This window comes from Reticulibacter mediterranei, assembly GCF_016587455.1.
Genome location: NZ_BNJK01000002.1, coordinates 1,866,311 through 1,890,388, shown reverse-complemented (window position 1 = coordinate 1,890,388; position 24,078 = coordinate 1,866,311). Strand labels below are relative to the sequence as shown.

23 protein-coding genes and 1 pseudogene are annotated in these 24,078 nt (G+C 52.4%); 13 read left to right on the top strand and 11 right to left on the bottom strand.

Annotated features, from left to right (window positions below; translation table 11 throughout):
- Positions 1-17: 17 nt before the first annotated feature.
- From K3T83_RS46745 to K3T83_RS46735, 3 genes are all read left to right on the top strand, one after another.
- The gene (locus tag K3T83_RS46745) at positions 18-1,139 is read left to right on the top strand and encodes an aromatic ring-hydroxylating oxygenase subunit alpha (RefSeq protein ID WP_220210011.1); all 1,122 of its coding nucleotides are present in this window, start codon (positions 18-20) and stop codon (positions 1,137-1,139) included.
- A gap of 283 nt (positions 1,140-1,422) precedes the next feature.
- Entirely contained in the window at positions 1,423-1,848 is a 426-nt protein-coding gene (locus K3T83_RS46740; RefSeq protein WP_220210010.1) for a nitroreductase/quinone reductase family protein, read from the top strand.
- Positions 1,849-2,593: 745 nt separating this feature from the next.
- Entirely contained in the window at positions 2,594-3,562 is a 969-nt protein-coding gene (locus K3T83_RS46735; protein WP_220210009.1) for a TIGR03560 family F420-dependent LLM class oxidoreductase, read from the top strand.
- Positions 3,563-3,612: 50 nt separating this feature from the next.
- Here the strand turns inward: K3T83_RS46735 and K3T83_RS46730 are convergent, their stop codons facing one another.
- Both K3T83_RS46730 and K3T83_RS46725 read right to left on the bottom strand, forming a co-directional pair.
- Positions 3,613-4,017 carry a VOC family protein gene (locus K3T83_RS46730; RefSeq protein WP_220210008.1) on the bottom strand — a complete coding sequence of 135 codons (405 nt, stop codon included), beginning with the start codon at positions 4,015-4,017 and terminating at the stop codon, positions 3,613-3,615.
- Positions 4,018-4,279: 262 nt separating this feature from the next.
- Positions 4,280-5,632, bottom strand: coding sequence for a M20/M25/M40 family metallo-hydrolase (locus K3T83_RS46725; protein ID WP_220210007.1), 1,353 nt, complete (start codon positions 5,630-5,632; stop codon positions 4,280-4,282).
- Positions 5,633-6,024: 392 nt separating this feature from the next.
- On the opposite strand from K3T83_RS46725, the gene K3T83_RS46720 reads away from it, so the two are divergent.
- The gene (locus K3T83_RS46720) at positions 6,025-6,921 is read left to right on the top strand and encodes a class I SAM-dependent methyltransferase (RefSeq protein ID WP_220210006.1); all 897 of its coding nucleotides are present in this window, start codon (positions 6,025-6,027) and stop codon (positions 6,919-6,921) included.
- Between the two features lie 149 nt (positions 6,922-7,070).
- Here K3T83_RS46720 and K3T83_RS46715 read toward each other — a convergent pair whose 3' ends face one another.
- From K3T83_RS46715 to K3T83_RS46705, 3 genes are all read right to left on the bottom strand, one after another.
- Positions 7,071-8,012, bottom strand: coding sequence for an undecaprenyl-diphosphate phosphatase (locus K3T83_RS46715; protein WP_220210005.1), 942 nt, complete (start codon positions 8,010-8,012; stop codon positions 7,071-7,073).
- 225 nt (positions 8,013-8,237) lie between these two features.
- The gene (locus K3T83_RS46710) at positions 8,238-8,660 is read right to left on the bottom strand and encodes a PPOX class F420-dependent oxidoreductase (RefSeq protein ID WP_220210004.1); all 423 of its coding nucleotides are present in this window, start codon (positions 8,658-8,660) and stop codon (positions 8,238-8,240) included.
- A gap of 23 nt (positions 8,661-8,683) precedes the next feature.
- A complete protein-coding gene (locus tag K3T83_RS46705) occupies positions 8,684-9,595 on the bottom strand; it encodes an alpha/beta fold hydrolase (RefSeq protein WP_220210003.1) in 912 nt (303 codons plus the stop codon).
- 578 nt (positions 9,596-10,173) lie between these two features.
- Here K3T83_RS46705 and K3T83_RS46700 point away from each other — a divergent pair.
- The 4 genes from K3T83_RS46700 to K3T83_RS46685 all read left to right on the top strand — a co-directional run bounded on the left by K3T83_RS46700 (position 10,174) and on the right by K3T83_RS46685 (position 14,645).
- A complete protein-coding gene (locus K3T83_RS46700; protein ID WP_220210002.1) occupies positions 10,174-10,851 on the top strand; it encodes a response regulator transcription factor in 678 nt (225 codons plus the stop codon).
- A complete protein-coding gene (locus tag K3T83_RS46695; RefSeq protein WP_220210001.1) occupies positions 10,848-12,326 on the top strand; it encodes a sensor histidine kinase in 1,479 nt (492 codons plus the stop codon). Before K3T83_RS46700 ends, K3T83_RS46695 begins: the two co-directional genes overlap by 4 nt.
- A 228-nt stretch (positions 12,327-12,554) precedes the next feature.
- The gene (locus tag K3T83_RS46690; RefSeq protein ID WP_220210000.1) at positions 12,555-12,962 is read left to right on the top strand and encodes a cupredoxin domain-containing protein; all 408 of its coding nucleotides are present in this window, start codon (positions 12,555-12,557) and stop codon (positions 12,960-12,962) included.
- Between the two features lie 318 nt (positions 12,963-13,280).
- A complete protein-coding gene (locus K3T83_RS46685; protein WP_220209999.1) occupies positions 13,281-14,645 on the top strand; it encodes a right-handed parallel beta-helix repeat-containing protein in 1,365 nt (454 codons plus the stop codon).
- 88 nt (positions 14,646-14,733) lie between these two features.
- On the opposite strand, the gene K3T83_RS46680 is transcribed toward K3T83_RS46685, so the two are convergent.
- The gene (locus K3T83_RS46680) at positions 14,734-15,051 is read right to left on the bottom strand and encodes a hypothetical protein (protein ID WP_220209998.1); all 318 of its coding nucleotides are present in this window, start codon (positions 15,049-15,051) and stop codon (positions 14,734-14,736) included.
- Positions 15,048-15,263, bottom strand: coding sequence for a hypothetical protein (locus K3T83_RS46675; protein WP_220209997.1), 216 nt, complete (start codon positions 15,261-15,263; stop codon positions 15,048-15,050). Before K3T83_RS46675 ends, K3T83_RS46680 begins: the two co-directional genes overlap by 4 nt.
- A gap of 648 nt (positions 15,264-15,911) precedes the next feature.
- On the opposite strand from K3T83_RS46675, the gene K3T83_RS46670 reads away from it, so the two are divergent.
- From K3T83_RS46670 to cas5, 3 genes and pseudogenes are all read left to right on the top strand, one after another.
- The gene (locus K3T83_RS46670) at positions 15,912-17,939 is read left to right on the top strand and encodes a right-handed parallel beta-helix repeat-containing protein (protein ID WP_220209996.1); all 2,028 of its coding nucleotides are present in this window, start codon (positions 15,912-15,914) and stop codon (positions 17,937-17,939) included.
- Between the two features lie 346 nt (positions 17,940-18,285).
- A pseudogene (locus tag K3T83_RS46665) lies at positions 18,286-19,032 on the top strand (choice-of-anchor Q domain-containing protein); the annotation flags it as partial.
- Positions 18,914-19,201 carry a CRISPR-associated protein Cas5 gene (gene cas5 / locus K3T83_RS58285; RefSeq protein WP_373324751.1) on the top strand — a complete coding sequence of 96 codons (288 nt, stop codon included), beginning with the start codon at positions 18,914-18,916 and terminating at the stop codon, positions 19,199-19,201. The pseudogene K3T83_RS46665 and the gene cas5, both read left to right, overlap by 119 nt.
- Here the strand turns inward: cas5 and K3T83_RS46660 are convergent.
- The 4 genes from K3T83_RS46660 to K3T83_RS46645 all read right to left on the bottom strand — a co-directional run bounded on the left by K3T83_RS46660 (position 19,140) and on the right by K3T83_RS46645 (position 22,146).
- Complete coding sequence (locus K3T83_RS46660) at positions 19,140-19,904, bottom strand: hypothetical protein (RefSeq protein ID WP_220209994.1); 765 nt, start codon at positions 19,902-19,904, stop codon at positions 19,140-19,142. The two genes, cas5 and K3T83_RS46660, sit on opposite strands and share 62 nt — an antisense overlap.
- Positions 19,905-20,008: 104 nt before the next feature.
- The gene (locus K3T83_RS46655; protein ID WP_220209993.1) at positions 20,009-20,527 is read right to left on the bottom strand and encodes a flavin reductase family protein; all 519 of its coding nucleotides are present in this window, start codon (positions 20,525-20,527) and stop codon (positions 20,009-20,011) included.
- A gap of 82 nt (positions 20,528-20,609) precedes the next feature.
- Complete coding sequence (locus K3T83_RS46650; RefSeq protein WP_220209992.1) at positions 20,610-21,791, bottom strand: acyl-CoA dehydrogenase family protein; 1,182 nt, start codon at positions 21,789-21,791, stop codon at positions 20,610-20,612.
- Positions 21,792-21,831: 40 nt separating this feature from the next.
- Entirely contained in the window at positions 21,832-22,146 is a 315-nt protein-coding gene (locus tag K3T83_RS46645; protein WP_220209991.1) for a hypothetical protein, read from the bottom strand.
- 374 nt (positions 22,147-22,520) lie between these two features.
- Between K3T83_RS46645 and K3T83_RS46640 the strand changes: the two genes are divergently transcribed.
- On the top strand, positions 22,521-23,630 hold the full coding sequence (locus K3T83_RS46640; protein ID WP_268963579.1) for a sigma-70 family RNA polymerase sigma factor: 1,110 nt from the start codon (positions 22,521-22,523) through the stop codon (positions 23,628-23,630).
- Between the two features lie 77 nt (positions 23,631-23,707).
- Positions 23,708-23,995 (top strand): hypothetical protein, encoded by a 288-nt coding sequence (locus tag K3T83_RS46635; protein WP_220209989.1) that lies wholly within the window; start codon positions 23,708-23,710, stop codon positions 23,993-23,995.
- Positions 23,996-24,078 lie beyond the last annotated feature (83 nt).

Genomic DNA, 24,078 nt, shown 5'->3' with positions numbered 1-24,078 from the left:
CAGGAAGAGGAGTTGCCATGACTATCAGCACACGCTCTGAATCCCCTTTCGTTTCCACACTTCCCGGGCGCTATTACTATGATCCAGCATTGTATGCATTAGAACAGGAGCGCATATTTAGCACGATGTGGGTCTGCGTCGGACGCGCCGATGCCATTGCCCATCCCGGCTCCTATCAGCTTGTCAACGTTGGGCAGGAGAACATCATTGTCATCCGCAATCGGGAACATATTCTGCAAGCATTTCTTAACGTCTGTCGGCATCGTGGCGCGCGCCTGTGTACAGAGGCAAAGGGGCAGCTCAAAGGCTCGATCCAATGCCGCTATCACGCCTGGACCTATGGGTTAGACGGGCAACTGATTGGTGCCCCAAATGTGCTCGACGATGAACGGTTTGAGCGTGCTGAATTTGGTCTGTATCGGGTAGCGTTGGAGGTCTGGGAAGGACTGATCTGGCTGAACCTCTCCGATGATCCGGCCCCTATTGCCAGCCAGATCAACGGACCAGTGCAGGAACGATTTAGCGATCTGAGCGATTTTGCCCGATATGGGATTGGGGAATTACAGTTGGGCAAACGGATCTCCTACGATATTCACTGCAACTGGAAACTGGTGCTAGAAAACTTCATGGAATGCTATCATTGTGGGCCGATGCATCCTGAACTCTGCCAGCTCTTGCCCGGCTACAAGGGCGGGATGGCGTATATAGATAGCTCGGCAGCAACGCTGGCTGATGGCGTGGAAGCCTTCTCGCTGAGCGGAAAAGCCTCACATCCTCCGCTGCCAGGACTGCGCCCCGACGAGCAGCGCCTCTACTATGGCATCGTATTGGAACCAAATGTCTTATTGAATCTGCTTGGCGACCATGTGCTTATTCACACCGTCTATCCAGAAGCGCCGGACCGCACACGCGTCGAGTGCGATTGGCTCTTCCATCCAGACACGATGGCAGCAGAGGATTTCGATCCAACCGATGCGGTGGAGATTTTTGACCTCATTAACCGGCAAGACTGGGAGGTCTGCGAACTGACGCAGCAGGGGATGACCTCAAGAGCCTACCGTTCAGGCGGGGTGTATGTGCCCAAAGAGCACCATATCCGAACGTTTTGCGATTTTGTGCAGAAAAAGCTCGAACAGTAGAAAAATGTGAATGCTGGACAGCCTGATCAGCTTCCCCCAAAAACAATCCTGGTATTGGTCGTCTCCAATCGCTGCATAGACATGTGGCAATTGATGTGATCGGAAAGGGGCAGCGCCAATACCAGGATAAACGCTTCTCTCGTTAAAACCTGCCCCTCATTATACACTGGTGGTGGATAAGTTGAAGTGGACCCTTCACATGGGCCTCTCTCAACTTATTAGATGGCAACGAAAGAAATCAGATAACGATTAGAGGAAATGATAACTCAAGAAGGAGGATTCCTTGACTGAAATCACAGACGTAAATGAGTGGGATCGTCAGGTCATTGAAGAGTTCCGGGCGAACGGAGGCAACATGAGTGGTCAATTAGCTGGTGCCCCTCTGCTTCTGCTGACGACGACGGGAGCAAAAAGTGGTCAACAACGTACTCGCCCGCTGGTATACCTGCTCGAAGGCGGTCAGATCTACGTTTTCGCCGGGAATAGAGGGGCCGCAACCAATCCCGCCTGGTATCACAATCTGGTCGCTAACCCCGATGTCACTGTCGAGGTTGGCGCTGAAAAGTTCGAGGCCAGAGCCATCATCATTGAAGGCGAGGAAGCAGACCGTCTCGGCAACATCCAGTTACAGAAAATACCTGCTCTCGCTGAGCTTGCCGCGAAGATGACGCGTAAGGTTCCCGCTGTTCTGCTGCAACGCAAACATTGACACTCGCCCCGCTTGAAAGAGCGAAATTCTTCTCTCATTCAGCCTGATCGCGTTTTCTATTTGCACCGAGAACACGGTCAGGCTGAACTTTCCCTGGCTTGACACGGGAGACATCATAGCATATACTTCACATATGAACAAAAAGAGCCGTCTAATTGGCTGAGATCGCCCTCGTTTCGTGGTTGCGCGATAATTGATGCATCCGGCAATTGAATGAGGCAGAGAGGATGTTGGGTGTACCCGTAGCGACAAGGGGTGCTGGGGGTCTTGGCAGGGCTTTCCAATTCTCCCATCTAGCGGGAGTGCAGAGGGCGGCAGCCCTTTGCCGGGGTGCGGGGTGTCCCCGAAAAAAACCTTTTTTCTTCTCTTTTGCGCGCCGCCTGCGGCGGCGCGCGAAGGAGGGAAGGAAACTGGGGACACCCCAGACCCCGGCAGGGAGACCCTGCACCCCTTTGAGCGGAGAACTGGAAAGCCCTGGGGGTCTTGGCGGGGGCCTTGCGCTTGTCGCCCTCGCCACATCGTTTCTCTATTTCCCGGTTTCAGCCCCCAACCGCGACAAGCGCAAGGCCCCCATAGCCCCTCCACACCTCCCCTTGTCGCTACGGATGAGGGAGAACCTTCTCTCTCCCCGGAAGATTTCGGAGATGCATCAATAATGAGGTTTCACAACTGGAACGCGCTCTCGTTTTTTGTCATATAGTTCATATGTGTACTATACAGAAGTGAAAGAAAAGAGATTTATCTTATGAAGTTTGGTATTGCTGCGCCTCATGGCCTTGTTAGAGAGCTGACAGGGATTAAAGATCCTGTAGAAGCCTACGAAACTATGACGAACGTTGTCCGAACTGCCGAGGAAGTTGGCTTCAATTCCATCTGGACTTCTGATGCCTTCTGGCCTGACCAGTGGCCCTGGAGTGCTCCTGAGGCTTCCCAGCCAGAGCAAGAGTTTCTCTTTGAGTGCTGGACGACAACGGCAGCGCTTGCTCGCGATACCAGCCGTGTGCGCATCGGTCAGATGGCCACAAACAACCTCTTTCGCCATCCTGCTCTGCTGGCGAAAATGGCCTCGACCATCGATGTCATCAGTCATGGTCGCCTTACGTTAGGAATCGGATCAGGAACGCCTACGTTTGCACCTCAGTTGCGTGCCTATTATGGCGAGGACTATCCTCCAAACCCTGTGCTCTTCGAGCGGTTACGTGAATCAGTTCAGATTCTTCATGCCATGTGGACGCAGGAAGAAGCCACATTTGAAGGGAAACATTATCAGGTGAGCGGCGCAATCAATCAGCCCAAAGGGGTGCAGTTGCCCCATATCCCGCTGCTGATTGCTGGAGGTGGCGAACAGGTCACGCTCAAACTGGTGGCGCAGTATGGTGATGCCTGTAACCTGTCCGGTGATCCCGCCACGATTCGACGGAAGTTGGAGGTCCTCAAACGCCACTGCAAAGACGTTGGGCGCGACTACGAGAGCATTCACAACACTGTGGGACTGGCCTTTATACTTGCGGACACCGACGAGCAAGCGCTGGCACAGGTTCCTGAAGCAATAAGAGAGTTTGTGAGAGAGAATGCACTGATTGGCAGCCCTGCCACTATCCGCAAGCGGATCACAGGGTACGAGGAAGCTGGCGTACACGAACTCATCTTCCGGCTTCCCGAACCCCTGAACCTCGATACGCTCCGGCGTTTCGCACAGGAGTTTATCGCCTAGCACGCCCTCTCATCTCTCATCGCAGCCTTCACAGGAAATGTGACATATACTCAGTTTCCCTTATCAGAAAAGTCAGAAGCCCTCCAGGGCATTTCCTGTAAGGTCCAACTATTGCCATCGGGATCGCTGAAGGCTGCATACTTCACGCCCTGGTCAAGTTCATCGATCTGACCGACGAGAACGCCGCGACCCATGAGTTCTTCGCGTGCCGCTTTGATGTCTCCGACAACCAGATGAAGCCCCTTGACCGATCCCGGCTGCATCTCCGTAGCGGGCAGACCAGCCCAAAGGCCGATCGAGCAAGCCGAACCGGGCGGGGTGAGTTGGACAATTCTCATCGTCTCGTTCGGCTGAACATCAACATCTGCATCAAATCTCATCTTTTCCACGTAAAACGCTTTGGCGCGATCAATATCAGTAACCGGTATCTGCACAAGTTCAAGCTTCATTTTCATCTCTTTTCTTCCTTTCGCCCATGAACAAACCATTGTCATGATTCTTTGTGCAGGAATCATACCCTGGGGAGAGGCGGATGTCTTGTATGGAACGGCAAAGCTGTACCAAGGCAAAGGGGTCATCCATCTCACATGCCGCATCAAAAAGAGGTCTCATAGCACTCTCAACCAACCAGGACTCTCAAGGACAGGGGTGCTTCACAGTAGCATGCCTGTCCTTGAGTGGACTTGTCCTGGAGGTGATGCAAGCGAACCCTGCTATTTACCTTTGCGCTAACTGCTGCAAAAACAGCGCCTGTGCCAGCACGATTCGCTCTAATTCTTTCAGGTCAACGCTTTCATCTGGACCATGAATCCCGGCGGCGAGATCTTCCGCTCCCCAGATGAGAATTTCCGCCTCTGGGAATTGCTGGCTCAGGACATTGGTAAGCGGAATTGAAGCACCATCTCCAATGTCCTGTGGTTCCACGTTGTACGCCTCTCGAAGAGCCTGACGAGCAGCTCTGTATCCAGGGCCATCCGTTTTTGCCACGAAGCCGCTACAAGTGTGGCTATCCGTGATGACAAGAGTAGCATTCCAGGGAGTGATGTTGACGAGATGCTCTTTGAGTATCGCTACTGCTCGCTCTGCATCCTGATCTGATGGAACGCGTAGATTGATACGCGCTCGTGCGACATCGATGAGTGAATTGGCCGCGCCTTCTATCGCTGGCATATCGACTGCAATGACGTTGAGAGAATATCCGGCCCAGAGCTGGGCGCTGAGCGATCTCTCGCCACCAAGAAGATTGGCGGTGGGAAGAAGACTCGCAGCGCGACGGAAGGCTTCTTCCGGGACATCTGCCCCTTGCCACTCGCTCGGCTCCAGGCCAGGAATCTGGACACGACCATGTTCATCATGCAGGGAGGCAATCATCTTGCACAGGGCAATGAAAGCATCAGGGACTGGCCCTCCAAAGACGCCATTATGTTGTTTCGCTCGGAGAGTTCTAACCTCTACTGTCAGCGCAGCAGAACCACGCAACGAAGTCGTCAGCGTCGGCTCTCCAACGGTGATACTGCCATGATCGGCGATGACGACGACATCAGCTTTAAAGAGATCGGGATGCTGTGGGATATAGGAGGCCAGGCTGCTGTCAAATTCTTCATCCCCCTCTATCACAATTTTGATTCCAACCGGAAGTTTCCCAGTGCCCTCTTTAAAAGCCCGAATCGTGGCGAGATGCGCAACAATTCCAGACTTATCGTCAGCAGCGCCACGACCATACAGCCGCCCATCGCGCTCTGCTGGCTCAAACGGCGGCGTGCTCCATTCCTCGATGGGACCAGACGGTTGCACGTCGTAGTGAGCGTAGAGTAAGACCGTTGGTGTATCTGGTGGGCCGGGAATTTCTCCATAAATAGCGGGCCGTCCTCCATCTGGTGAGAGTAGACGAACGTGCTGGAAGCCTGCCGCTCGCAGGAGTTCTTCGGTGGTATGAGCAGCTTCGAGCACCTTTTCATCCGGGTAGCCCTCTGTCGCTATCGAGGGGATACTAACCAATTGCTTCAGGTTTTCGATAGCTGTCGGCATCAATTGATGCACCGTCTGACGCAGATCTGATGATATACTCATTGGTTCTTTCCTTCATCATTGCGATGATTGTACTAGAGAGTGTGGGCAGCTTTGAATATGGACACTGCTGCAAAACTCACGTTTTATGGCAAGCTTGACAGGCTGCTCTTCTTTCGCTATTATAGATATATCCAGTCTATAATAGCAAGGGAATGTTTGAAGCATTCATAAGCTATGCCAATAGGAGCAAAAACTGGATGATCTGATGAAAGACTTCGACCAAAGGGAGCTTCAGTCCAGACAAATACCTTTCGCTCATTTTTTTTAGGTTTATTATAGATAATGGGAATCTATAATATCTCTAATTCAAGGAAGATGTGCATTGGTTCTTACCACTTAGCATCGGGCATATACAGGTGAATAATCGTCAAGCAAGAAAGGACACATCAGATATGAGTTCTGAGAAGACACCTCGACACACAGCGAATCAAAACGATCCGCACAATCACAAACACACGGGAACGTCAACGTTCCTCACGCTCTCCGACCGTTTTTTTGCACCACTCGATAAACGCATTGTCACGTGGCTCCAGATCACGCCGGGCAGCCGGGTGCTGGATGCCGGGTGTGGTGGCGGCGGCGTGACCCGACTACTGGCTCAGGCAGTCGGGTCAGATGGAGAAGTGATTGGACTGGATGCCAATCCTCAATTGATCGAGTTTAACCGGAGCCAGGAAAAAGACCCGAACGTGGCTGGTCAGATACAATTTCAGGAGGCTGACGTATTGCATCTGCCATTTGAGGATGACACGTTTGATCTCGTCTGGTGTAGCCGCGTTATTCACGGTCTGCGCGATCAGGTTGCTGGAGTACGCGAACTCGCACGAGTAGTACGACCGGGTGGGCGTGTTGTGCTGCGCGAAGGCGGACTGTCCCCACAATTCCTCCCCTTTGACGTAGGTCTGGGCGATCCGGGTTTGGAAGCCCGGCTAGAGGCCGCACACGTACAACGATTCGCCGACTGGCGCGGTTCTCTACCAAACGCGGTTGCTTATCCTTATGGCTGGAGCCACATGTTGCGCGAAGTAGGGTTGCACTCGGTTATGCCCAGGAGCTTTTTGCACGAGTTTGCTTCCCCCCTTGAAGCGGATCAAAAGGACTATTTAGCGGCCTGGTTGAGCGGCTGGTTAAACAGCAATCCCAATAATCCAGGGCAGAAGAGCCCGCTGACGACCCAAGACATCTCTACCCTCAAACAGTTGCTCGATCCAGCCAGCCCACAGTATGTTTTTGTCCGCGATGACCTGTATGGTATTCTAGTCGAAACCATTTATGTCGGCTCTCGCTAGAACGGCAACCATTTATGGGCCGTTTCTTGCAATAGAGGCATGCTGCCTATTGAGGTGCTCGACTGGTCGGTAGGAGGAGCAGTTCTCCTACTGGCTGGTCAAAAGAGGGAAAACTTGTCGTCCAGGCATACGCAGATATACGAGCGTACTTACCGCGCTCCAACTCCCAGCAAGAACAGGATCAGCGAGATCCCTCCGATCCCCCAGCAATAATAGGCGAAGGGGTGCAAGCGCCCGGTTTCAAAGTAACGCATCAAAAATCTGGTGCTCAGGTAAGCCGCCACACCGGAAAGAACCATCCCCACAATCACCAACACCAGGGTCGCGCTAGAAGCACCCGCGAGTTCGGGGAGTTCTAACAGAGCGGCACCAGCGATTAAGGGCGTCCCCAACAAGAAGGTATAATGGGCGGCATCTTCATGGGAAAGACCGACGCCCAGAGCCGCTACCATCGTCGCCCCGGAGCGTGAAATCCCTGGGATGAGGGCGAGAGACTGGCCCAGCCCGATAATCAGCGCCTCCTTCCAGGAAAGATCGGAAAGCGCACGAAGGGCGTTCAGCCCCGAAGCGGCATGTTTTGCTGGAGGCAACCCAGGCTGAGAAAAAGACGGTTCTGAGATGCTGGCTTTGCGCGAACGCATCAAGGTGAAGCTCTGGTTGCGCAGGGCCTCTCCTAGCAGGAGCAGAGAGCCATTCACAATCAGAAAAACCGCCGCGATCAGTGGTGAGGAAAACAGATGCTCAACCGGCTTTTTCAACAAGACGCCTAGAATCCCTCCAGGGATACAGCCAATGATAACCAGCCAGCCAACCCAGGACGCGTCTCCCTGCCTGACCTTCCCCTGCCTGACGCTGCTTCCCAACATCAGAAGCACTCGCCACCAATCGCGCCAGAAGTAGACAACCAGCGCGATACTTGTTCCAAGATGGAAGGCAACAACAATCGGCAAAAACTGTGGACTCTGCACCAGCTCTGTCCAGCCCAGCAGCCCCGGAATGACGACCGTATGGCCCAGACTACTAATTGGAAACAGCTCGGTAACTCCCTGTAAGAGAGCCAGCACCAGCGTTTGTATCCATGTGAGTGACATTATCTTTTCATTTCCTCTCTCGTGTTTGTCTAGCGTGTGAACAGACCCAGGCTTTACGATAGAGGCTCCTGATGAGAAAATGCTGAGAACAGTGTCATTTGCCAGATATTCCGCCGAGCATTTTTCGTGATTGAGAACGCAGGGTCAAAGAGAGGCATTTATCATATGCAGATCAGGGAGATCCTCAGTTCAAATCCCTTTGCGTATTTCGGGAACTGATCAGCTCTATTCCACATTACGACTGGAAAAGATCCCTCTTATCCTATCCTGCAAAGTACTGGTATCATCCAAACCAAATGTGACGATACGCATGGGCCTGATGCGCAAAAGCTCACGTGTGTACATCGTCTTGATCTCGTTTCCACTCCCTGGCACAGCCTCAGCCCTTCCACGTATTTCAACGACACGTGCTTGCCCGGATGGTAAAATGTCGTCTATCAGGAAGGCCACGCGTCCATGACTGATCGCGTCACGATACTTCTTTGTTGCTGTCATGTTATATCCGCTAATATCGATACTGTCTTCAAGCGCATTGTAATCAAAGGTCACAGTCGCTATATGCAGTTCACCTTTTGGGCTGACGGTTGCCAACCTGCCGAAGTGCTGGCTCTGGAAATAGACTATTTCTTCTGGTGTAAATTTGCTCATTGTTTGCGGCTCGATCCTCTCTCTCACTCTGCCTGTTCGCGTGTCAATTCGGAGTTTGCGATGCTCGTTCTCTCAAGGACTCTTTGGATAGCTGCTACCACTCGATCTGGCCGATCCTCTTGCAGGTAGTGAGAGGCATCATCCAGCAATTCCGTTTCGTTCATTTTAAGATAGCTCTGCCATTTTTCCAGCACTTCAAGTGGAAAGCCGGCGCTATCTTTCGTCCCCCAGAGCAAGTGTGCGGGTACATCAGAGAGCAGCGGCAGTTTTGCTTCAATGTCCGCGAGCCACGACCGCGCTTTGCGAATCTGCCTGGGGAAAACCCAGGTCGGTATCCGTGAGTTTGGAGTCGGGAATGGATCAATATAAGCTTTTCTCAAGCTTTCCGTCACTTTTTCAGCATGATAGATCCCAGTTGGGACAATGACTTTAGCGAAAAAGTTGCGCTGTGTCTGAAGCCAGTACCCCAGGGGCCATCCCCCCATTGCCAGGGAAAATAGCTTCACGGGCAGCAAGGTCGCGGGCCAGGCCCAGGTGTTCATGACGACGATGCCGCGCAGGTTTTCCCGGTGCCGGACTGCATAGTGGAAGCCAATAGGCCCTCCCCAATCCTGGACGACTAAAACAACATGCTTGAGATTCAAGCGTCCAATAAAATCCGCGACCGCATCCGCTTGCTCCTGTGGCGTAAAACCATAGGGAGAGGACGCTTTTGACATCCCAAATCCAGGGTAATCCAAAGCGATAAGACGACACTCATCGCGCAACTCCTTGATAATATTCCGATAGAGATACGACCATGTGGGATTCCCGTGAAGGAGAAGAATCGTCGGCCCTTCTCCTTCGTCAATGTAATGAATGTATCCATCACGATATGGAAGCCAGCGGTCCTCGAAGGGGTACTCCACTGAATCCACTTCAAACGGCCTTTTCATTGCTATTTTACCTCTTTCACTTGTTTCACTTTCCCTGTCAGAAGTATAGTCCGCACAAAGCAGGAGGGCTTCATCCATTCAGATGATTGCCCACATGATTCGCCACAGGTGAGTGTGGTAAAGGCAAAAGGCACGTCGTGTTGCCTAACACATATAACTCAGCAAGGAGAACACAGCTTGCTTTGTTAGGCAACAAAATTATCTCTCATATGGGACGCAAAAAGTATCGCCAGTGTATGTGGCACAACTGCCTTCGCTTCTCCCAGGCTATGAAGCACACTGGCATGAGTTTGACACTATTTTATCTGCTCATTCATAAACGGTAAGGGCAGATTCTCATCTGCTACTCATCTTTGGTGAGGTACACTAGCAGATAGATGATTTTTCACAATCAAAATCGGGAATCCTCCTTTCGTAGTCGCGCGATGTATCGCGCTCGTCCCGCTTCCCACCTGCGTTGATGACCACCAGCGCGATACATCGCGCGACTACGAAAGGAGGATTCACCAGGTTCGTTCGTTAAAGTTCATGAAAAACAACGCTGAATGGAGAGACTCAAGCAAAGTAGGAGGTATGGAATGCGTCTCCTGGTAGTAGAAGATCACCCCAAGCTGGGTCCACAACTGAAAAAAGGTCTCGAACGCTGTCATTATCTGGTCGATCTGGTGAAGAGCGGAGAGGAAGCACTCGCACACGAACGCGACGTTCCTTACGATCTGATCATTTTAGATATCCTGCTGCCAGGGCTTTCCGGGCGCGAAGTGTGCCGTAAACTGCGCGAAATGCACCAGACTGTCCCTATTTTGTTTCTCACAGCCCTGGGAAGTGTGGAGGATCGTATCGAGGGGCTCGATCTGGGGGCGGATGATTATCTGACAAAACCGTTTGACTTCCGGGAGCTAGAGGCACGGGTGCGCGCCCTCTTGCGCAGGGAAGGGACGCCCAAGACCTCAACGTTGCACTTTGCCAATATTACGCTCGATACCCGCACTCATGAAGTGCAACGCGGGGAACGGACGATTGTGCTCTCCAGCAAGGAATACGCGTTGCTGCACTTCTTCATGCGCAATCCACGTCAGGTCTTGAGCCGAACCACCATTGCCGAGCATGTCTGGGATTATGATGCTGAGCAGCTTTCTAATGTCATTGAGGTTTATGTGCGCTATCTGAGGAATAAACTCTGTGCAGCGGGCGAACCCAATGTAATCCAGACCATTCGCGGTTCGGGGTATCAGTTGAAGGAGTCCGCCCTATGAAGCATCTTGTTGCCATCTTCACAATGCTGTACCGCAAGATATCATTAAGCCTGCGCTGGCAAATGGTTGTCTGGTATACCGCAGCCTTTACCGTGCTGCTTGTGCTCACTGGAGCGGTGTTCTATCAATATCTTGAGCACTCGCTGGAAGCCGGCGTTGATACCGATCTGCAACTGCGAGCGCAACAGATCGCTGCCGGAGCCGTAATCAGTCATGGCACTGTGAGTCTGCACAATGTGACCGGCGATCTGCCGGGCTTTGGCACGCCTCCTTCGTCCTCCCCTATTCAATCGGTCGATGTCAATGCTGGTGCGCTGGTTCGTCTGCTAGATGCACAGGGTCACCTGATCGCTCAGACGCCCGCCTTTCGGACGTTATCAGTGCCAGCTGAGAGCATCACCCAGCCACAGGCAGGCACGCCCTGGCAGGGAACGATCAAAACCCGGCACCACGAGGAGATACGCATCGATAGCCGCGCGCTACGAGTTGCAGGCAAGACGATTGCCCTCATTCAGGTAGGGGAATCGTTAGAGAATCTGCACACCTTACTTCATCAACTCGTCGCAGCTCTGCTCGTAGTGGGTACACTGGTGCTGGCCTGCTGCGCGGCGGTAAGTTACTGGCTGGCCGGGTATTCGTTTGCGCCAATCCAACGGCTGGCGCAAACAGCACGCAAGATTAAAGCCGGAGATCTGAAAAGCCGGGTTCCGGTGCCGCCGATTCGCGATGAAGTGCAATATCTGGCCCTGACCCTCAATGAGATGCTGGAGTCGCTGGAACAAGCCTTCGCCCGGCAGCGCCGCTTTGTTGCCGATGCCTCCCATGAATTGCGCACACCGGTAGCCGTGATCCGCAATACTGCCGGGGTTGCCCTGCTAGAACCGCCCCAGCTTGACGAAACTGTAGTGGCCTTGAGCGAGATCCGTACAGAAACCGAGCGGTTGACGCTGCTGTTGACCGACCTGTTAACGCTGGCACGTGGCGATGAGGGACAGACACGCTTTGAACAGGAAACGGTGCAGTTTGACCAGCTCGTGGAAACGGTAGCCGCAACCCTCGATCAACTCGCGGCAGAACGCGACATCCAGTTAGAGGTCCAGATTCCCCATGAGGTCGCACTGCTGGGAGACGAGGCGCGACTCATCCAGGTGGTAATGAACCTGCTTGATAACGCCATCCGCTACACGAATCCAGGAGGACAGGTCTGTGTCTCCGTCAAGCAGACCGCATCGGAAGCGTGCCTGATCGTTCGTGATACCGGCATCGGCATTGCCCCGGAGCATCTACCCCATATCTTTGAGCGTTTCTATCGGGCCGATCCCATGCGCCGAGAAACCGGAGGCAGCAATAGCGGGCTGGGCCTCTCTATTGTCGAATGGATCATCCATGCGCACGGCGGATCAGTTGTCGTGAACAGTCAGGTGGGGCAAGGCACCTGTTTCACCGTTCGCTTGCCGCTTGTGCTCTCGACATGAAATAAGTATTCATCAAGGTATTTAACGATTATTCGCATAGACTACTCTATTTCTATCTTTAGAGATACTTGCGGGATTCATATTTATCGGCAATTCACATAAAAACTGATAAAAGCTGCACTCATCAATAATACATGTAACCTCCCTACGTAGTAATTGAGAGGACTTCAGGATAGACAGGGAAGTCGTCGTCAACGAAACCGTCATACACGTGGGGAGGCTTTCTTTATGAGCACAGTTCTATCCTTGTCCTTTAGGCATCTGAGATGGCTCTGGTGCGTCCTTGCCTTGACCACAGCAGTCCTGCTTAGTCTTGCTGCTTGTGTAGGAGGCACACATACGACACCAGCGGGAGCGGCTCCTGCCCAGACCGTCAGTACGGTGAAGATCGTTGAGGTCAATGACAAGTACATGTTTGACCCTACAACGCTCACCATCAAAAAAGGGTCGCAGGTACTCTGGACTAATATGTCTGATGCCTCTCATACCGTCACCAGTAACACGGGTGCTTTTCAGACACACGGCACCCTCGCGGAAAAACAGACATTTCGGTTTACCTTTACGACGGCAGGAGCTTTTATGTATCACTGTACCGTTCATCCTTACATGAAGGCGACGATTATCGTCACCTCGTGAACAGCAAGTCCATCAACAAAGCTAAAACTATTCATGACGCCTTCTTAGCATGTACATAAGAAGGCGTCAGCTACCCACCCTGCTCGTACGAGCAAGGTTAATATTTTTACAAAACCCGGCAAAAAGTAGGACTAATGCCTCATTCTTTCGCAGAAACGTTGCTGCTGAGTCTACCCGTTGATTATCATAGCCATGACACACATTGAGGTCCTATAAACCAAAAAGATGTAGATCACCAGATAGCAAACCACTGAAACTTGAGATAGATAGACAGATACATACCACCGATACACGAGAAGAAGGAAGAGAAGGAGAAACATGCATCGCCCAAAGCTACAATATTTGATTGGTGGCATCTTGCTTTTCATTGTCGTTGCGGTCATACCATTGACGCTGTTAGAGCAGAGTCAACCGGTAGAAGGATGGTTTCGAGGACGCGCAACACCGACCAGACATCGGGGGATCGATTTCCACGCTCCCCGCAAAACGCCAACGTCAACTCCAAAATCTTTGACCCCAACAGCCACCTCGACCCAACAAAGCAATACGACAGCAACACCAACTGCTTCAGGAACGCCATCAGTCGCGCTCACACCTGGTATTTCTACGGTCTTCACTCCCCCTGCCGATAGCAAATCGCTCTACGTCTCGCCTTCTGGAAGCGATAGCAATAATGGCACAAAGGATCATCCCTTCGCCACCATTGGACATGCGGCTCAGAAGGTGAGTCCTGGCACGGTCGTCTATGTGCTGCCCGGCACCTACAATGAGTCGATCACGATCAAGAAAAGTGGCGACGAGGATCAGCGGATCTCTTTTTACTCCAGCACCCAGTGGGGAGCCAAAATCCACACCAGCAACAGCGACGTTCCCTGGACCACACGCGCCGACTATATCGATATTGTTGGTTTTGATATCAGTAGCTCAGGGAGCCGCGACGGAATCGTGAATATGGGATCGTTTATCCGTACGATTGGCAACAACATTCACGATATCCCCGGCAAATGCGACTCCACTGGCGGCTCTGGCATGACCGATGGAAATTACAAAGCGCACGATAACGATATCATCGGCAACGTCGTTCACAACATCGGCTCAAGCTATCCCAAGATGTGCCAATACGTCCACGCGATTTACCACTCCAATGCGCGAGGCCATATTTATAACAATATCGCCTACGATAACGCAGGTGTTGGCATCAATCTCTGGCACGCGGCTACCGATACCATCGTTGCCAACAACCTGACCTTTAACAACAAAGAGCATGGGATCAGTATTGGCACCGATACTGGCAACACCGGCGGGAAGAAGGGCGATAACTTCATCGTCGTCAATAATATCATCGTCAATAATGCCCTCCTAGGTGTACGCGAACGCAAGGGGGTGCTGGGACATAATCAGTTTGTCAACAATATCGTCTCCGGCAACGGCAAAGCCCCTTTCGGAGATGAAGACTATGAGTGGCCCTCGGCTGCCGGCAGCAAGGATAAAAACACGATCGCCAAGAGTTACCAGCCATCGCTAGAGACCATCAAAAATACGCTCGTCTTCCAGCCCCAGGCTATGATGACCGACATCACGGTCGATCAAGGAACGAATCTGGGGGCACCGGGCACCGATTATAACGGACAGGATCGACCAAAGGGCAAAGGGATTGATATCGGCCCCTTCGAGATCCAATAGGGATTCCCCATTCTGTCGTAGTCGAGCGATTTATCGCGCATTTCGGGCTTGCAAGATAAATCACTCGACTACGACGGGAAAATACCCATCAGAGCTTCACCCATACCCAACTGACCCTCAGCGTTCCCTCGCCCTCATGTACATGAAACTGCCTCCCATAACCAAGCGCCTCTAATGTTGGGATATTGACTTGATCGAGAGTATAATTGGTCTTGAAAAACTGGTTGTATTCGTTGATGGCTCGCTCGGCCATATAGCGTGGCACTGGCAAATGATTCCAGAGACCACACAGGCTTTCGGCGTCCAATTGGGTTGTATCCTCCCAGATATCGAGCAGCGTTCCGCCCACGTCATACCATAACTCGCGATAGGTTGGCTTGTTGGGCGCTGGTTGTTGCTCGCTCATCGTTGCCCTTCCCACTGAGTCACCCCAGGCTTGACCACTCGCTCTTGAAACCCGCGCAACAGCCCGATCAACTCGCGATGCTCCTGCGCTCTTTGCGCGCTTCGCTCAAGATACTGCAAATAATGAGTAATCACCCACCCCAACGCGATCATTTCATCCGCAGTTGCCCGAATCACCATCATCGGAATAACAGGTGTGTATGGTTGCCTCAATTTGTGTTCTCCTTTGGAATGAATCTTTTTAAAGTGCAGCATCCAGAGCTTTTCCATTAGACCAGAGCAAAAGATGATATTGAATAATTGGCGCATCCGGCAAGTGGTGGGGGAATGAATATAGGCAGAGAATGTTGAGTCACCCGTAGCGACAAGGGGAGGCGGGAAGAGGACATGGGGGCCTTGCGCTTGTCGCCCTCGCTTGTCTGTTTCCCGGTTCCAGTGACCCCAACAGCGACAAGTGCAAGGCCCCCACAACCCCTCACGCCTCCCCTTGTCGCTACGGATGGGGAGAATCTTCTCTCTCCCCAGAACATTTGGCAGATGCTCCAATAATGCTCATTCACTTTTCAATCTGATAAATATGGCTCGTTTTATACCAGGTTTAAAAGTTAACGTACATAATCAAGTCCGTACAATTCAGGTAATTTACCTTTTCTAGAGGTGCATGCTCGCCTATTTCGTGGAGGCACCATTTATAGACTTTGAGGAAGTGCTGTATACCTGGGTCAATTCTGCTATGATACAATTCTACCCATATTGTCCCCATCTCCGACTGTTTCTTTACTCAACAGTATGTTACGCTTCTTCTTGGATCTCTGCTTGCCACATGCTTGTGCAGAAAATACCTGCGTCGATAAGGAGAACATGTCATTGAAAATCAGCAAGGTTCTCAGTTTTTGCCTTTTATTTATCTTCACACTCCCTCTCGTGCTCTCTTTCTCCCAGCAAAGTGCTCATGGGCAGAGTCGCGTTGCATTGGCAAGTTGCACAGGGATCGCGGTACAGCCTGGAGACAACATCCAAACTGTCGTCGATAGCCACCCGGAAGGCACGACGTTTTGCTTTTCAAATGGGGTATATACCGGGCAACAAGTGTATCCGAAAACTGGCGATTCCTTTCTTGCTACAGATGGGCAGGCGAAACTGGATGGGCAGGGGAAAACATTTGCATTTCGCTCACGAAACGGGGCCGATAACGTCACTATCCAGGGGCTTGAAATCACTGGATATCTCAGCGAGAAACAATGGGGCGTGATCGACTCGGATCACCCTCAAGCGGACCAGACAACAGACAGATCAGAAGGGTGGAAGATCCTCTTCAACAACGTTCATCATAATGGCGGAACTTCGACGGGGGTGCGGGTCGGCCCACATTCCCTGGTGCGAGGAAACCTCATTACCTATAACGGCATGATGGGAATAGGAGGAAGTGGGGAGGGAAGTGTCTGGGAATATAACGATATTGGCTGGAACAATACAGCACATAACGACTATGGATTTGAAGCGGGGGGATCAAAATTTGCCCTGACTACAAATACTATCGTTCAGCACAACTACGTGCATGAGAATTATGGCCCTGGCCTCTGGTCAGATATCGCCAACAGAAATATCAAATATCTTAACAACGTCATCACCGACAACATCTCTACCGGAATCTTTCACGAAATATCGTACGATGTAGAGATCGCCAATAACTACATCGCTCGCAATAGCGTGGGTAACGTGAGTTGGCTCTATGGAGATGGTATCCTGCTCTCCACAAGCCAAAACGCGGATGTCCATGACAACTGGCTCGAAGACAATGCAATGGGGATCATCGAAACCGAGGCAAAACGGGGGTCAGACTGGAAGACCGCTCACAATCACGTCTACAACAATCATATCGCAAGTAAAACTGGATATACAGGTCTATCACAACAAGATCCTGGCCCGGATGTGACAACAGCGGATAACTGGTTCAAAGGGAATATCTACTATACAGATCAACAACAAGCATGGCATTGGATGACACCGATGGACTTTAAGACCTGGCAGAGCAAAGGGCAGGATGTGGACGGCAGTACTCACCCGCGATCGGCCTGGCCGGGAAAACCACAGATTGCAGTAGGGCCACAAGCATTCTCAGGGAATCCAGGGGCTTCGCCCACCGCTACTGTTTCCCCCACTGCTTCAGCTACTCCTATTATCACAAATACCTCTACCACTTCTTCTACTGCTATAGCTGCTCCTACCGCTACTGTTTCTCCCACTACCACAAATACTCCCACTACTTCTCCCACTCCCGCAGATTCTCCAACAAGCTTCAGCGACCAATTTAGCAGCTCGACCTTGCAAGATGGGTGGACATTTTCCAATACAGCAGGAAACGGAAACTATTCTCTCTCGAACAAACCAGGATATCTCCAAATAAATGCGCTCACCGGAACAGGGCATGACTGTTGGGAAAATACCGCAAACTGTATCAGAATGACACGACTCCTGGGAAACAACGATGGGACATACGAAACCAAAATCGATGGAGACAGCCTTCCATCTGGAAGAGCCTCTTACGGTCTCCTCCTCTGGCAGGATGCGAAGAACTTCGTACGCTTTGAGATCTTTTCCCAGACCCTCAGTTGTTGGAAAGTCATCAACGGAACAGGAGCACAATGCGGAAGCTACCAGAAGATAACGATAGGCCCACAGTACATACAGGTCAAAAAGACAGGAGCCAACTACGGGGTAGCATATAGCAACGATGGGAAGACCTGGGCCGAAGCCTTTGGAGTGGATATTCCAGCATTCACCATCTCTGAAGGAGGTGTGACCGTCAACGATCTGTCTAACGATCCAAATACGACTGGAAACTTTGACTATTTCACCTATACGCCTACGACTGTCCCAAAGGGGTAGTTATCGCTGTCATTCTCCGATTGGAAAAGTCGCTCCAGTGTGGGCATTCTCCTTGCTGCGATGCATATTAAGAGGGGAAGCATCTTGAACGTATCTCTCCTGTGAGCAAAAGCTTCTCTTGTTTGCTTGTACAGTAAACGGAAACAATGTACTATATGCGTCAAACGGAAAATGCTCATATTTTCTGTCAATAGCAGAGAAACCTGGGTATCCAAATATCGAAAGGAGAGTGCGGCCCGTGACCATTTTTACCGTCACCGATTGCGGCAATGAGAACCAATTGCAAGGCTTCGTTAAACAGGCGACCGATGGGGATAAGATCACGTTTGCGTGCTCTGGAACGATTATGCTCACCAACACGCTCATCTTCAAGGGAACAGGAAAGCTCACTTTAGATGCGAATGGGAAATCTATCATTCTGGATGGAGGCAACAACGTAAGGGTGCTGCTGATTGATGGCATCCATCTGACCCTCAATGGGCTGACCATTACCGGCGGGAAAACTGACCAAGAAAGCGGCGGAGGTCTGTTCATCAGCAAAAGCGGCGAGCTAACCATAGCCAACTCGACTATTTCGGGCAATACAGCAAAGCATGGTGGTGGCCTCATGAACAATGGCGGCAAAGTGACCATGACCAACTGCACGATTACGGGCAATACGGCCTCCGCCTGGGGAGGTGGCCTCTACAACAATCTTGGCGGCGAGGTGTCCATCTCCTTCTCGACCATCGTTAACAATACGGCAACCATCGCTGGGGGACTAGTTGCAGGCTACCCTCCTGCGCGTATCAGCGCAACCATTGTAGCAAACAATACGGCAAAGTTGAGCCATACGCACAATGCAAGTGATAAAATAGCAAGCCAGGGCTTCAACCTGGAAAGTGGCATCGATGGTGATTTTATCAGCACTGATCGACACAACCTCGATCCTGCTCTCGATTCGGCGGGGCTACAGCACAACGGAGGCTCCACGCATACCATCGCTCTGCAAACAGGCAGCCCGGCCATCGGAGCCGTTTCCGCCCAGTTCTGCCCTCTTAGCGATCAGCGCGGCTATCTGCGCCCGATCGATATCCAGTTCGGCGATATTGGAGCCTATCAGTCCTCGTATCTTGCACCACCAACACCACCTTCTCCCTAAACGAGCAAACGCAGATATCCTCTTGATAAGGATATCTGCTCATGGCCTGCTATCTAAGTTCATTCGTCAGCAGCCAGCTCGCTGCGAGGTGAAAACACCCTGCGCATATAGTACGGGTTAGCAATAACGGTGACGAGACGCTCGTTGCCATCGAAGAGATCGGCCAGAGCTGGTATCTCTGCATGAAAGGTCAATTCCTGGATGCAGTTGAAGCCTGTAACGTTATTGCGCAGGAGTTCCACCACACTATCCTCCTGATACACACGCTGAATGGTGGAATCGACTGCCGACCACAAAGGGAAGTTCGGCAAAGCTGCTGTCTGGCGTCGCAGAACACCTCTCTGAGCGGTCAACTGCACTTCGAGCAGTCCTCCAGCCTCCGGTTGTATCCGGTAAGCTTCTCGAATGGTCGTAGATGCATAATCCTCTACAACATGATAGTCATGCCTCACCTGTGCAGGCAGAGCGTCGCGGTAACGACCAGGAATAGCCCCACCAGTAAACATCAGAAAATGGACCAGACCCCGTTCACCCGTGCCCGAATTGCGGGCGGGAATATCGAATACCAGGAAGCGAGAGCCGGCTTCGGTAAGCGTCTGCCCCTGTGCATCCTGATCTATCAGCAGATGATGGAAGGCGAGCAACAGATTGGGCTGCTGCTCCGCTGGCAACCCGATGGCCTCGAAAGCTGGCAGAGATGCGATCCGCCAGGGTTCAGGTAAACGCCGCTGGATGGCTGAAGCATCCGCGATGAAACCCAGAAGTAGACGGTTTCCTACAGCTGTATCGACGAACGAATAATGCTGGTAATCGGTACTGGTCACGTCGTCTACATCCTTTCTCTTCGTTATAACCGCGCCAGTTCTCCTCTGAACACGGCTACGTTGCGGCAAGCAACAGTAAGGCACTGCTCCTCTGCTGCGCTATACTACTTACACATAGGAGAAGCGGCCCATTCTGCCACGAAAGTAGGTGAGCGGCCAGCCATCTGTGATCCTGGCCCCTCGACCCGGGCAAGAAACATAGAATGCGTGCCGGCTGATATCTCCTCCGTCACCTGGCACTCGATGCTTGCGAGTGTGTCGGGAAAGAGAGGCAGCCCATGTTCCCCACGCAATATGTGTATGCCTTGAAACTTGTCCGGGTCAGACCGGGCAAACTGACGAGCCAGCTCGCCTTGATGATCTTGCAAGATATTCACCGCAAACCATTGTGCTGCGGCAATGGCCTGTCGCGTGTTCGCGGCCCTGTTCACACAGATCAGGAGCATCGGCGGATCAAGCGAGAGCGGCGAGACAGCAGTTGCAGTCAGGCCGTAATCTATCCCTGCGTGCCGCGTGGTGATTATCGTCACACCGCTGGCGAAACGACCCATCACGCGCCTAAACGTATCATGATCTATACGACGGGCAGGATTTGCTGTGCTTTGCTCACAAGAGGTTTCCATTTTCTCTCCTGGCTATGCAAGTCTGTGCATCCACAACTGCCACTAATGCGAACTGTGGATGCACAGGCGGCATTTTTACGAATTAGATGTTCACAGTGTCGGGTTCTAGACCGCAAAGGATGCGCCCATACAGCTCAAGGTTCGTGTTTGGATGCATCATGCCTTGCAGATTCGCCGCCTGGATATCGCGCTCGATCCGCTGCATCGGTACGTTGCTATAGATGGACGATCCACCACTGGCCGTGTTGAGGATATCGATGGCCTCTTTCGCGAGGCGAGCGGCCATCGCTGTGTCCAAACGCACACTGACGCGCTCTTCTATCGTCCAATCCTTCCCGCTTGCCACCTTCGCATCGACGAGATCCGCGCCCCGGTAGGCGTGAAATTCGGCTTCATCAATCTTCATCGCCACCTCTGCCACCTGCAAGTGCGTAATGGGAGCCTCGGCCTGCTTGCTATAACCTGTATAAGCAATGCCTCGCTCCGGGAGCCGCTGGAAAAAGTTCTTCATCGCAGCCTTCGCCAATCCTAACAGAGTCCCGCTCGCAGCCGCGGCAATCGTTGGGATCATTGGACTGCGGTAGATCGAAGCCTCGAAATTCAGCGGCGAGGCGGGCTGCCCCTGGATAAGAGGTATCACTGAGAGAACGCGCTCGGCAGGAACAAAGAGTTCCCGGGCCGCCGTGCTCACGCTGCCAGTTCCTCTCAGTCCCGCTGTATCCCAGTCGTCAATGACCTCCAATTGCGCGGTCGGAACAAGGGCAACCATTGGCGCTGGACGCCCTTCTGAGGAGGTCATCAATGCCGCCATGAGGCTCCAGTGGCTATGCAAGGAGCCTGAATGGAAGTGCCAGTTCCCATTCAGGACAAAGCCATCGCCCCTCTTTTCTACCTTGCCTTTGGGACTCAAGGTGCCGCTCACTCGTACATCAGGGGTTGCGAAGACCTCATCCTGGACGGCTTCGGGGAATTTGCCGATCAGCCAGGTGTTGCCAGCCAGCACCCAGCTCACCCACGCGGTCGAGCCGTCTCCCTGTCCAATTTCCGCCAGCACCTCAACAAGTGTGCGCGTGTTACTCTCGTAGCCACCATAGCGTTTCGGCGTTCGCAATCTGAACAGGCCGATCCGTGTCAATGCCTCGATGGTCTCATCATGCAGGCGTCGATGTTGCTCGTGCCATTGCGCATTTGCTTGCAGGATGGGTATGATCTCTGAGGCACAGTGAACAAGCTCTGCTCGCGTTGGAATGGTGGTCACTTCCATACTATTGTTCTCCTTGTATATTATTTCCGTTAGTACGTCATTATGAGAGGACGTTAGTAGTTGAACCAACAAGAGTTACCCGGTTCACAGAGGGCAATACTTCTGGTTGGCTTGCCTCCAGTCCCCTTTGAAAGGCGGCGAAGGCTTCCAACGATCCAAAGGCTTTATGAGCATCTTCAGTCGTGCAGAGCAGCATGTGAATAAACGTCTTGCCATCGTCCTGTACAAAGACGCTATACTGAAGATCTGTTCGCTGTAAGGCCCGTAGCTCCTCGATGACTCGGGCAATACGCGATTTGTTCTGTTCCGCGTAGGCAGCCTGCACGGTATAGGTTGCATGCGTGATGGATATCATTTCTGACCTCTTCCTTTCTGGTGACAGGTAATTTGCCGTTGTAATAGACACTTATGAGACTCCATTACCAGGCAAAACTATGCGCTCGCTACGTGAGAGTTGCCCCACTTTTCCTCATCTCAGATCTGTCGCGTATGACCGCATAGTTTTGCCTGGTAATGGAGTCTCATAAGTACAGGCTATGTCTGCGTGACCAGTCGTAGTCGAGCGATTTATCGCGAGAGGAGATCACCGTCATATATTGTTCAAATTCATTGTTGGTGTATCCGGCAAATTTTCCGGGGCAGATCGTCTATGGCAGGGGCGATGGCTGGTCCTCCCCATCTCATTTACCAGAAGTAACAATTACTATATATAAGGAAGCGGAAAGCAATATGGTATCTATACAGAGGAAAACCGATAAGAGATTCCAGATGCAAGATTCTGATCATATGCATAGCAAAACACATCGTGAGGATTCGGGGGTGAGCATGACTCACAAACAAGTTGATATCAGCGCGCTCATTGAGCCATATCGCGGAGAGCTACTGCTCCATTGTTATCGCCTGCTGGGTTCGCTGCACGATGCCGAGGATATGGTGCAGGAAAGCATGTTGCGTGCATGGCGGCACTTTGACACCTTCAAGGGTCGAGCGTCGCTGCGCACCTGGCTCTATACAATTGCCACCAATGCGTGCCTCGATGTGCTCAAGAAGCGTCCATCACGGATGTTACCGACAGCCATCTCTTCTGAGGCAAACCCACACACGCCCATTCCCAGCCCTACCACCGAGACGCTCTGGCTGGAACCGTTTCCTGACTCATGGCTGGCAGAGGCGACGGAGAATCCAGAAGCGCGCTATAGCAGATATGAGAGCGTCTCGCTCGCTTTCCTGACTGCCCTCCAATTGCTCCCACCTCGCCAGCGGGCAATTCTGATTCTCAGCGATGTGCTGGACTGGCGCGCGCATGAGATTGCGCACCTCCTTGAGCTAACCGTATCAGCCGTGACGAGCGCGCTACACCGTGCCCGTGTCACGCTTGCCCACAACTACCAATCAGAGCAAGAAACGAAGCCCCGGCTCCAGCGTACCGACGATGCAACGAACACCCTACTCTCCCGCTATCTACATGCGTGGGAGACAGACGATGTTGCCGGGCTGGTCTCGCTGCTAAAAGAAGACGCGATTTTGAGTATGCCCCCTGTTCCTGCATGGTACCGAGGGCGGGATGCTATTCAAGCAATTTTCCTTGCCGTACCATTCAGCCCGGAGATGCGAAACCGCTGGCGCGTCTACCCGACACGTGCCAATGGACAGCCAGCTCTTATTCTCTATCAGGCCGATCCGTCGAAGAGCGCCTATCACGCTTTCGGCATCCAAGTCCTGACCCTCGCCGATGTGAGGCATCCTGGGCAGATCGCCGCAGTGACCATCTTTCACGGCTCAGCGCTCGTTCCGGCCTTTGGCTTTCCTTCACAACTCCCTCTCCACCCCTCCTTGTAGTCAAGCGATGATTGGCGTATCCGGCAAATGGGGAGGTGAGAGCCCCTGCCATATCCGATCAGACCCCGGAGGAGTTCATGGATGTACCAATCATTGGTGCATCCGGCAAATGTTCCGGGGAGAGAGAGGTTCTCCCCACCCGTAGCGACAAGGGGTGGCTGGGCGGTCCTGTGGGGGCCTTGCGCTTGTCGCCCTCGTCAAGCCGATTTATCGCTGCTTGCCACGCCGCCAGAGGGAGAGGAACATTCGAGAGCGACAAGCGCAAGGCCCCCACAGCCCCACCACGCCACCCCTTGTCGCTACGGGTGGACCCAACATCCTCTGACCCCTCACCATTCCCCCTCAATTGCCGGATGCACCAATGATGCATATTTACAAATTAACGTGCATAATTGCCGCCCGTCGCACCACGCCTCACCTCACTACGATGGAAGCAGCTCCCTCTATT